General features: G+C 68.2%; 12 protein-coding genes. 8 read left to right on the forward strand and 4 right to left on the reverse strand.

The genetic code is table 11. The features are described from left to right. Positions 1-211: 211 nt before the first annotated feature. Positions 212-1,105, reverse strand: coding sequence for a LysR family transcriptional regulator (locus HMPREF2716_RS27500; RefSeq protein WP_003143374.1), 894 nt, complete (start codon positions 1,103-1,105; stop codon positions 212-214). Between the two features lie 95 nt (positions 1,106-1,200). On the opposite strand from HMPREF2716_RS27500, the gene HMPREF2716_RS27505 reads away from it, so the two are divergent. The 7 genes from HMPREF2716_RS27505 (at position 1,201) to HMPREF2716_RS27535 (ending at position 6,370) form a co-directional block, all read left to right on the forward strand. Further along, entirely contained in the window at positions 1,201-1,590 is a 390-nt protein-coding gene (locus HMPREF2716_RS27505; protein WP_003091885.1) for a CidA/LrgA family protein, read from the forward strand. After that, on the forward strand, positions 1,577-2,263 hold the full coding sequence (locus HMPREF2716_RS27510) for an LrgB family protein (protein ID WP_003102323.1): 687 nt from the start codon (positions 1,577-1,579) through the stop codon (positions 2,261-2,263). Before HMPREF2716_RS27505 ends, HMPREF2716_RS27510 begins: the two co-directional genes overlap by 14 nt. A 128-nt stretch (positions 2,264-2,391) precedes the next feature. Further along, positions 2,392-3,171 carry a class II aldolase/adducin family protein gene (locus tag HMPREF2716_RS27515; protein ID WP_003117546.1) on the forward strand — a complete coding sequence of 260 codons (780 nt, stop codon included), beginning with the start codon at positions 2,392-2,394 and terminating at the stop codon, positions 3,169-3,171. Beyond that, complete coding sequence (locus HMPREF2716_RS27520) at positions 3,168-4,064, forward strand: alpha/beta fold hydrolase (protein WP_016253115.1); 897 nt, start codon at positions 3,168-3,170, stop codon at positions 4,062-4,064. The genes HMPREF2716_RS27515 and HMPREF2716_RS27520 overlap by 4 nt, the downstream gene beginning before the upstream one ends. A gap of 98 nt (positions 4,065-4,162) precedes the next feature. Continuing rightward, positions 4,163-4,456 carry a hypothetical protein gene (locus HMPREF2716_RS27525; RefSeq protein WP_003111018.1) on the forward strand — a complete coding sequence of 98 codons (294 nt, stop codon included), beginning with the start codon at positions 4,163-4,165 and terminating at the stop codon, positions 4,454-4,456. A gap of 115 nt (positions 4,457-4,571) precedes the next feature. Further along, positions 4,572-5,483 carry an SDR family oxidoreductase gene (locus HMPREF2716_RS27530; RefSeq protein ID WP_003102332.1) on the forward strand — a complete coding sequence of 304 codons (912 nt, stop codon included), beginning with the start codon at positions 4,572-4,574 and terminating at the stop codon, positions 5,481-5,483. Between the two features lie 116 nt (positions 5,484-5,599). Then, positions 5,600-6,370, forward strand: a complete 771-nt coding sequence (locus tag HMPREF2716_RS27535; protein ID WP_003091874.1) for a crotonase/enoyl-CoA hydratase family protein — start codon at positions 5,600-5,602, stop codon at positions 6,368-6,370. A 19-nt stretch (positions 6,371-6,389) separates the two neighbouring features. Here HMPREF2716_RS27535 and HMPREF2716_RS27540 read toward each other — a convergent pair whose 3' ends face one another. From HMPREF2716_RS27540 to HMPREF2716_RS27550, 3 genes are all read right to left on the reverse strand, one after another. Further along, positions 6,390-6,734, reverse strand: a complete 345-nt coding sequence (locus tag HMPREF2716_RS27540; protein WP_003091873.1) for a cupin domain-containing protein — start codon at positions 6,732-6,734, stop codon at positions 6,390-6,392. Positions 6,735-6,768: 34 nt separating this feature from the next. After that, on the reverse strand, positions 6,769-8,175 hold the full coding sequence (locus HMPREF2716_RS27545) for an NAD(P)/FAD-dependent oxidoreductase (protein WP_023517867.1): 1,407 nt from the start codon (positions 8,173-8,175) through the stop codon (positions 6,769-6,771). Positions 8,176-8,265: 90 nt separating this feature from the next. After that, a complete protein-coding gene (locus HMPREF2716_RS27550) occupies positions 8,266-9,009 on the reverse strand; it encodes an AraC family transcriptional regulator (protein ID WP_003119583.1) in 744 nt (247 codons plus the stop codon). A 284-nt stretch (positions 9,010-9,293) separates the two neighbouring features. Here HMPREF2716_RS27550 and HMPREF2716_RS27555 point away from each other — a divergent pair. Continuing rightward, a partial coding sequence (locus HMPREF2716_RS27555) for a DUF1302 domain-containing protein (RefSeq protein ID WP_045108252.1) occupies positions 9,294-9,916 on the forward strand: 623 nt, incomplete at its 3' end.

The raw sequence follows: 9,916 nt of genomic DNA on the forward strand, positions 1-9,916 counted from the left end.
GATAACCGCGTAGCGGTTATTCGCCCTACACGGGAGGGGACAAGCGGTAGGGCGAATAACGCCCCAGGCGTTATCCGCCGAAACGCCTGCCGAGGTGGCGGATAACCGCGTAGCGGTTATTCGCCCTACACGGGGAGGGAGCAAGCGGTAGGGCGAATAACGCCTCCAGGCGTTATCCGCCTAGCTTCTGCCGAGCTGGCGGTTATTCGTCCTACGCCGGGCTTTCCTCCAGCGGCTGCTCGCGCAGCAGCTCCAGCCAGGCCTGCGCCGCCCGCGACAGGTAGCCGCCACGGCGCCAGATGAAGGCGATGTCCCAGCGCAGGTCCGGCTCCCTGAGCAGGACCCGCACCACTCCCGGGCGTTCGATCTCGCGAGCGATCGCCCGTGGTAGCAGCACTACTCCCTGGTTGGCCGCCACCAGCGCGCCGAGGAAGTCGGCCTGGCCGCTGCGGCCGCCTTCGCGCGGGCTGAAGCCGGCCTCCAGGCAGGCGCGCAGCAGGCGGTCGTTGAGGGTGAAGCTCTGCTGGTAGAGCAGGAACGGGCTGTCCGCCAGTTCGCCGAGGGCGACGCTGGCGGCAGCGGCCTTGGGATGCCCGGCCGGCAGCAGCACGTCCAGCGGTTCGTTGCAGAACGGCTGGTAGTCGAAGCCGTCGTCCGCCGGGGTGAGGCTGCCGGCCAGTTCCAGCTCGCCGGCCAGCACTGCCTGCTCCATGGTCTTGCTGCCGCCTTCCACCAGGTGCACGGCGATGTTCGGATAGCGCCGCCGGTATTCGGCGAAGCGTTGGGCGAACAGCGCGTCGGCACCGAGCAACGGCAGGCCCAGGCGCAGTTCGCCGCGGTTGAGCTGGCTGAGGTCGTCCAGTTCGCTGAGCAGGTCGCGGCGCAGCCGCAGCATCTCCTCGGCGCGGCGAAACACCACGGCGCCGGCGTCGGTCAGGCGCACGTGCGGCCCGTTGCGTTCCAATACCTGCACGCCAAGGCTCTGCTCCAGTTGGGCGACCTGCTTGCTGATGGTCGACTGGCTGGCGTGGCGGACCTGAGCCGCCTGGGTGAAGCTGCCCTGGCGGACCACTTCGACGAAGCTGCGGAGTTGACGGAATTCCATTCTGGAATGGCTCTCATGCGGACAATTCGCTTTGGGGATGATAGGCCGGGCCTTATCCTTTCTCCATCCCCGATTTCCCAGCCAAGGCCCTTCCCATGTTGCCCCCGCTCGTCCGCCGTCTGTCCCGCCTTGCCGCCGAACTGGCGGTACTCATCGCCTTCTGGTGGGCCGGCGGCTGGCTGGCGAAGGCCATCGGCCTGCCGCTGCCGGGCGGGGTGGTCGGCCTGGCGGCGCTGTTGCTGCTGTTCGCCAGCGGCCTGCTGCGTCCGGCCTGGCTGCAGGCCGGCGCCGGCCTGTTGCTGGCGGAGATGTTGCTGTTCTTCATCCCGGCGCTGATGAGCCTGCTCGACTACGGCGCGCTGCTACGCAGCGAGGGCTGGCGCATCCTCCTGGTGATCATGCTCAGCACCCTGCTGGTGATGCTGGTCACCGCGGTGTCGGTGGAGTGGATGTGCCGCTGGAGGGCGCGCCATGAGTCTCGATAAGCAAGCCCTGTTCTGGTTGGCGGCGACCGTCGGCGGCTACCTCCTGAGCCGCCAGCTGTACCGCCGGGTGAAGTGGTACTGGCTGTCGCCCATCGTGTTCGTCCCGGTGCTGCTCTATGCCCTGGCGATTCCCACCCATACCCGCTACGCCGACTACGCCCGCGACACCAATTGGCTGGTGGCGCTGCTCGGTCCGGCGACGGTGGCCTTCGCCATCCCGATCTGGCAGCAGCGCGAGCTGCTGATGCGCCACTGGCCGGCGCTGCTGGCCGGGATGTTCGCCGGCACCGCGGTGGCCATCGGCAGCTCCTGGGCGCTGGCCCAGGCCCTGGCGCTGGACGGCCAGGTCACGCTGTCGTTGCTGCCGCGCTCGATCACCACGCCGTTCGCCATGGAGATGTCCCACGACCTGGGTGGCGTGCCGGAACTGACCGCCGCCTTCGTGATGATCACCGGGGTGTTCGGCGCGGTGATCGGCGGCACCCTGCTGCGCGTCCTGCGCTTGCGCACGCCGCTGGCCCGCGGCGCGCTGTTCGGCGTCGGCGCGCACGGCGCCGGCACCAGTCGGGCCTACGAGTTCGGCGGCGAGGAAGGTTCGGCGGCCGGTCTGCTGATGGTTCTCACCGGGCTGTTCAACCTGCTGGTCGCACCCCTGGTCGCCCACTGCCTGTAGCCTGCGCGCATAGGCCGGCTGAATCCTCCGCCATTCAGCCGGCGCGCGAGTGTAAGCCCGGCGACAGTCGCCGGAGGAGGGCGGGGCTAGACTGCGGGCATCCGATAACGACAAAAGAGGATGCCGCCGTGACCGCCGTTCACTCCCTGCCCGCCGATGTGCAAGCCCAGGTCTCCGCCGCCGAATGGCAGACCCGTGTCGATCTCGCTGCCTGCTACCGGCTGGTCGCCCTGCACGGTTGGGACGACCTGATCTTCACCCACATCTCGGCCAAGGTGCCGGGCACCGAGGACTTCCTGATCAACCCGTTCGGCCTGATGTTCCACGAGATCACCGCCTCCAGCCTGGTGAAGGTGGATGCCAGCGGCAAGAAGCTGATGGACAGCCCCTACGAGATCAACCCGGCCGGCTACACCATCCATAGCGCGGTGCACGAGGTCCGCCACGACGTCGAGTGCGTGCTGCACACCCATACCGCCGCGGGGATCGCGGTGTCCTGCCAGAAGCAGGGCCTGTTGCCGCTGTCGCAGCAATCGTTGTTCGTGCTCTCCAGCCTGTCCTACCACGCCTACGAGGGCGTCGCCCTGAACCATGAGGAAAAGGCCCGCCTGCAGGCCGACCTGGGGGCCAGCAATTTCCTGATCCTGCCCAACCACGGCCTGCTCACCTGCGGCGGTTCCATCGCCGATACCTTCCTCATGATGTTCACCCTGCAACGCGCCTGCGAGGTACAGGTGATGGCGCAGAGCGGCGGCGCCGAGCTGATCCAAATCCCGGGGCAGATCCTCGCCGGCGCGCGCGACATGATCGCCGGGGTGATGCGCAGCAAGACCGGCATGGGCGGCCAGCTCGCCTGGCCGGCGCTGCTGCGCAAGCTCGACCAGCAGAACCCGGGCTACCGCCAGTGACCGCGGCGCTGCCCGGCATTCCACTGGAGGCCTGGCGGAGGCGGGGCCGCACCCTGGATTTCAAGGGCTTCCCGATCCGCTACTGGGAAGCCGGGCAGGGTCGGCCGTTGCTGCTGATCCACGGTTTTCCCAGCGCCGCCTGGGACTGGCACTACCTCTGGGAGCCGCTGGCGCAGCGCTACCGCGTGCTGGTCTGCGACCTGCTCGGCTTCGGCGATTCGGCCAAGCCGCGCGCCCATCGCTACAGCCTGCTGGAGCAGGCCGACCTGCAACAGGCGCTGCTCGGCCGCCTGGGAATCGACGAGCCGCTGCACGTGCTGGCCCACGACTACGGCGACAGCGTCGCCCAGGAACTGCTCGCCCGCCATCACGAAGGCCGGCTGCGGCTCGCCTCCTGCGTGTTCCTCAATGGTGGGCTGTTCCCGGAAACGCACCGCCCGGTGCTCAGCCAGAAGCTGTTGCTGAGCCCGTTGGGCGGGCTGTTCGGCCGGCTGTTCGAGCGCCGCGCCCTGGCGCGCAACTTCGCCAAGGTCTTCGGCCCGCGCAGCCAGCCCGGCGAGACCGAGCTGGATGCCTTCTGGAGCCTGATCGAAAGCAACCAGGGGCAGCGGGTGATGCATCGCCTGATCCGCTACATCGTCGACCGCCGCGAGCAGCGTGAGCGCTGGGTGGCGGCGTTGCAGCACGGCGGGGTGCCGTTGCGGGTGATCGACGGAGCCGTCGACCCGATCTCCGGGGCGCACATGGTCGAGCGCTACCGGCAACTGGTCGCCGATGCCGACTGCGTGCTGCTCGATGGCATCGGCCATTATCCGCAGATCGAAGCGCCGGCGGCGGTGCTCGAACATTACCTGGCGTTTCGCGCCCGACTGGATGATTCAGAGTTTTCTTAAGCGAGTTTGAGATTGCAGCAAGTGCCATCGCGCAAGGATCGGGGCTAGGGTGCTGGCGCCTCGCTGGACGAGGCGTTTCGTCACCCATGGAGGTCTCCATGCACGATCCCGTTTCTCCCTTGCGCGTGTTCGACGAGGGCTCCTGGTTGTTCCGCCAGATGGTGCAGGCGCAACCGTTCATCCGCCAGTCCGGGATGGTCCTCGCCGAACTCGGCCTGCTGCTGGCGCTCGGGCTCGGCTACCTGTGCTGGCAGGAAGGCAGTCGCTGGTACGCCGTCGGCGCCGGCCTCGCGTTGCTCGGCAGCCTGCTGCTGGTGGTGGTCCGGCACAACTACGACTGGTGGCTGTTCAAGCTCGGCCCGCGTGGCCGGCTGTACATTCCGTTCGACTGAAGCGGAACATCCCGCTGCCTTATCGGGCGCCATTCATGGCGGCGCGAAGCCTTGTCCCCGCCGGCGGGCTGGCCGACACTCGGGCAATCCTTCCTACTGTCCTGGAGTCCCGAACATGAGCGATGCCCTGCGTTTCGACGACCAAGTCGTGATCGTCACCGGAGCCGGCGGCGGCCTTGGCCGCGCCCACGCCCTGCTGTTCGCGAAGCATGGCGCCCAGGTGGTGGTCAACGACCTCGGCGGCAGCACCCATGGCGAAGGCGCCAGTGCCTCGGCGGCGGACAAGGTGGTGGCGGAGATCCGTGCCGCCGGCGGCACCGCGGTGGCCAACCACGACTCGGTCACGGACGGCGGCAGGATCGTGGAGAACGCGCTGGACGCCTTCGGTCGCGTCGACGTGGTGGTCAACAATGCCGGCATCCTGCGTGACAAGACCTTCCACAAGATGGAGGACGCCGACTGGGACCTGGTCTACCAGGTGCATGTCGAAGGCGCCTACAAGGTCACTCGCGCCGCCTGGCCGCACTTGCGCGAGCAGGCCTACGGGCGGGTGGTGTTCACCTCCTCGACCTCGGGCATCTACGGCAACTTCGGCCAGAGCAACTACGGCATGGCCAAGCTCGGCCTCTACGGCCTGACCCGCACCCTGGCCCTGGAAGGGCGCAAGAACAATATCCTGGTCAACGCCATCGCCCCCACCGGCGGTACGCGGATGACCGAGGGGCTGATCCCGCCGCAGGTCTTCGAGCAGCTCAAGCCGGAGCTGGTCAGCCCGCTGGTGGTCTACCTCGGCAGCTCGGCCTGCGAGGATACCTCGGGGCTCTATGAGGTCGGCGGTGGCTGGATCGGCAAGGTACGCTGGGAACGCAGCCTGGGCTTCGGCTTCGATCCGAAGGCCGGCTTCGACGCCGAGGATGTGGCCGCGCACTGGCAGCAGATCTGCGACTTCGAGAACGCCGCGCACCCGGCGGACAACGTCGAGGCGCTCCGTGAAATGATGGCCAACCTGCAGAAGCACGCGCTCTGAGACGCCCGGCGGATGCGGCGCGGCCGCGGGAAAAGGACTAAGGTGAAGACCGGCTGACGCCGGTCTTCTGCCATCCGGCCGGTGTCTTTTTTCGCTTTTTCCGCAGGGAGTCTGTCATGAGTGTCATCGTCGAACGCAACGGCCCGGTCACCACCCTGGTCATCGCTCGCCCGGAGCGGCGCAATGCGGTGGACCGGCCGACCGCCCAGGCCCTGGCCGACGCCCTGCGCGAGTTCGAAGCGGACGATACGGCGCGGGTCGCGGTACTCACCGGCAGCGGCGGCAATTTCTGCGCCGGCGCCGACCTGGCGGCGGTGGCCGAGGATGGCGAGCGGCGCAATCGCCTGGAGGCGGAGGGCGACGGACCGATGGGGCCGAGCCGCATGCAGCTCGGCAAGCCGCTGATCGCCGCCATCGAAGGCTATGCGGTGGCCGGCGGGCTGGAGCTGGCGCTGCTCGCCGACCTGCGGGTGATGGCCGAGGACGCCATCTGCGGAGTGTTCTGCCGGCGTTTCGGGGTGCCGCTGATCGATGGCGGCAGCGTGCGCCTGCCGCGGATCGTCGGGCAGGGCCGGGCGCTCGACCTGATCCTCACCGGGCGTCCGGTGAAGGCCGACGAAGCGTTGCAGATCGGCCTGGCCAACCGGGTGGTGCCGAGCGGTTCGGCGCGAGCCGAGGCCGAGGAGCTGGCGGCGGAACTCGCCGCCTTCCCGCAGACCTGCATGCTCGCCGATCGCGCCAGCGTATACGCGCAGTGGGAACTGTCCTTCGACGTGGCCCTGGCCAACGAATTCCAGGGCGGGCTGGCGGTGATCGAGAGCGGCGAGACCCTGGAGGGCGCGCAGCGCTTCAAGGACGGCGAGGGGCGCCACGGGCGCTTCGAGTGACGCCGTCGCGCCGCCCGGGCTAGCGGTGGATGATCACGTAGCTCTTGCGCACGGTTTCCTGCACATCCCACACGCCAAGACTGTTCTCCGGCAGCAGCAGGGCATCGCCGGCCTCGATGCGGATGGTCTCGCCGCCGTCCGGGGTGAAGGTGCAGCGGCCTTGCAGGAAGTGGCAGAACTCCTGCTCGACGATCTGCCGCCGCCAGCGTCCGGGGGTGCATTCCCAGATGCCGGTTTCCACCTGGTCGGTGCGCTCCACGGCGTAGGCGCGAGTCTGCGCGACCGGCTCGCCAAGCGGCACCGCGACCGGGCTGGCGGCGCCAAGATCGGCGCCGGCGGTATTTTTCAGAAGGGTCAGGGCCATGCGGTTTTTCCTCTGTGGGAGGTGGAGGGGATTCTCAGCGCATCAGGCTTTCCATGCCGGCCGCGAGGGTTTGCGCCAGGCTGCGTCGCCAGGGCGCGCTGTGCGGATCGGCAAGGACCCGGTCCTCATGGACGAAACTGCGGATGATCGCGTTGTAGCCGAGCCAGCGGCAGGGTTCCGGTTCCCAGCGGGCCAGGCTGTCCAGTGGACGCTCGCCCAGCACCCAGGGCTGCCGCAGCAGCTCGTTGTCCTCGCCGAGGATCAGCGCGGCCAGGGTGCGGCCGCCGAGGTTGCTGGCGCCGACCCCTTCGCCGCCGTAGCCGCCGGAGAGGGCGATGCCACTGGCGCGGTCGAGCAGCATGTGCGGGCGGAAGCGCCGGGCCATGCCGAGGTTGCCGCCCCAGGTGTGGCTGATCCTGGCGTCCTTGAGCAGCGGGAAGAGTTCGCCGAACAGGTAGCGACGCAGGCCGACTTCCTCGTCGTCGAGGCTGAAGTCGTTGCGCAGCTTGCCGCCGAAGCGGTAGCCGCCCCGCGCGCCGAAGGCCAGGCGGTCGTCGGCGGTGCGCTGGCCGTAGGTGACCTGGCGGCTGAATTCGCTGAAGGCCTGGCCGCGCTCCAGGCCGATCTCCGCCCAGACCGACGACGGCAGCGGCTCGGTGGCCACCAGCAGACTCTGCACCGGCAACTGGTAGTGGCCCAGTGGCGGCAGGCTGGCGGCATAGCCTTCCACCGCCGGCACGATCCATTCGGCGCGTAGTTCGCCGCGCTCGGTGCGCAGCAGGCCGCGTTGCCAGTGCAGCACCCGGCTCTTCTCGAACAGCCGCACGCCCAGGCGCTCCACCGCGCGGGCCAGGCCGCGCGCGAGCCTGGCCGGCTGGATGGTGGCGCAGTGCGGCGAATGGATCGCCCCGTAGCTGCCGGGGATGCGCAACTGCTGGTCGAGTTCCTGCGGCGTCAGCCAGCGGTAGTCGCTTTCGTCCAGGCCTTCGGCATAGAGATCATGCAGATAGGCGCGCAGGCGGCGTTCCTGTTCCGGGTAGCGCGCCGCGCAGTAGAGCACGCCGCCCTTGCGGTAGTCGCAGTCGATGCCTTCCTCTTGCAGCACCCGCGCGACTTCGTCGGGAATCCCGTGCAGCAGGTCGTAGCCGGCCCGGCGCCGCTCCGGCGGCAAGCCGGCGAGCAGGCCGTCCTCGCCGAGCAGGTTGCCCATCAGCCAGCCGCCGTTGCGCCCCGAGGCGCCGAAGCCGGCGGTTTCTGCCTCGACGATGGCGACGCGCAACTGCGGCGCCCGGCGCTTCAGGTAATAGGCGGTCCAGAGGCCGGTGTAGCCGGCGCCGACGATGGCCACGTCGACCTCGAGGGATTCTTCCAGGGACGGGCGCGCTTCGAGCGGATCGTCCAGTTGATTCATCCACAGGCTGAGGTGGCGCCAGGCCGACATAGAGGGCTCCATAGCGAGAGGGAAGGGGGAATGCGGCGAGAGTAGGAAGATGCCGTGCGCCTGTCGTGCGCGCGGGTCCGCTGGGAAATCTCAGCGGCGCGACGACAGGCGCTTCAGGTATTCGCGCGGAGACTGGCCGGTGTGCTGGCGGAAGCAGCGGTAGAAGGCCGACAGCGAATTGAAGCCGGCGGCGAAGGCCAGTTCGTCGACCCGTCCGGGCAGCTCGCCGGAAAGCTGGCCGAGCAGGTGTTGCAGGCGGGTCTGGTTGACGTACTGGTAGAAGCTCAGGCCGAGCACCTGGTTGAGCAGGTAGGAAATCTGGTTGCGCGTATAGCCGGTGGCATTGGCCACCTGGGTCAGGTCCAGGTCCGGATCGAGATAGGGCTGGGCCTGCTGGAAGTAGTGCTCCAGGTCGCGTGCCAGCAGGCTCAGCTGCTTGGCCGAAAGCCCCAGGCGGCTGGCCGGCGGCCGGCCGTCGCCGCCGGCCTGGGCTCCGCCGCCGCTTTCGTGGACCAGCGAGGCGTATTCGTTGATGCGCCAGATCAGGCCGTCGCGCACGGTGATCGCCTCGCTGGCGCGGAACGAAGCCAGGCGGCCGCTGAGGGTCACCCGCAGGCGGTACTGGATGAAGGCGGTATCGCCGTCGAAGCGGATACGGTCGGTGTGCTCCAGCGACTCGTCGGGGCCCTTGGGCATGGTCGCCTCGACGTACTCGCGGAGATCGGCCAGGCGCATCCGGCGGTTCTGGAAGAAGTCGTTGTATTCGACCTCGGGATGATAGAGCGCCATCACCGCGTCGATGTCGCGGTGCTTCCAGCTGAGGTGATAACGCATGACCGTCTCGCGGGTGGCGTCGGCGAGATCGCGGTCGGCGGGAATGGTCTGTTCGGGCTGCATGCAGCGAAGGATGCCATCGCCGCCGCCGGCGGAACAGTGCCGCGCTGTCATCCATGCACTGGATGACGGCGTATCCATCCTGCATATGGCGTTCGCCGAGGCGCTTTCCAGGGCCCCTGTTCACTCTTTCGGGCGACAACCGGAATACCTCCTTGGTGCGCTTACCGCCGTTCGGGCCGCTGGGTAGGGTGTAGCCACCTCGACCCTGTCAGGAGAGCCGCATGACAACAACAAAAAGGCGCGGAATCTTCCCTCTGCACGCACTCGCTGCGGCCACAGCCCTGGGTTGCGCCACCCAGGCCTCGGCCGTGTCATTCAACATCGGGGAGATCGAAGGGCAATTCGACTCGTCGCTGTCGGTGGGGGCCAGCTGGTCCATGCGTTCCGCCGACAAGGACTACATCGGCACCCGCAACGGCGGCCACGCCTCGTCGCAGACCTCCGACGACGGCCGGCTGAACTTCAAGAAGGGCGAAACCTTCTCGAAGATCTTCAAGGGCATCCACGATCTCGAACTCAAGTACGGCGACACCGGCGCGTTCTTCCGTGGCAAGTACTGGTACGACTTCGAGCTGAAGGACGAACACCGCCTGCTCTACGACATCGACGACCACAATCGCAAGGAGGGCGCCAAGTCCTCCGGGGCGCAGCTGCTCGATGCCTTCCTCTACCACAACTACAGCATCGGCGACCTGCCCGGCAGCGTGCGGGTCGGCAAGCAGGTGGTGAGCTGGGGCGAGAGCACGTTCATCCAGAACTCGATCAACAGCATCAACCCGATGGACGTCGCCGCGTTCCGCCGGCCCGGCGCGGAGATCAAGGAAGGCCTGATCCCGGTGAACAT

It is taken from the genome of Pseudomonas sp. HMSC076A11, from assembly GCF_001810205.1.
GTDB classification, from domain to species: Bacteria; Pseudomonadota; Gammaproteobacteria; order Pseudomonadales; family Pseudomonadaceae; genus Pseudomonas; species Pseudomonas aeruginosa.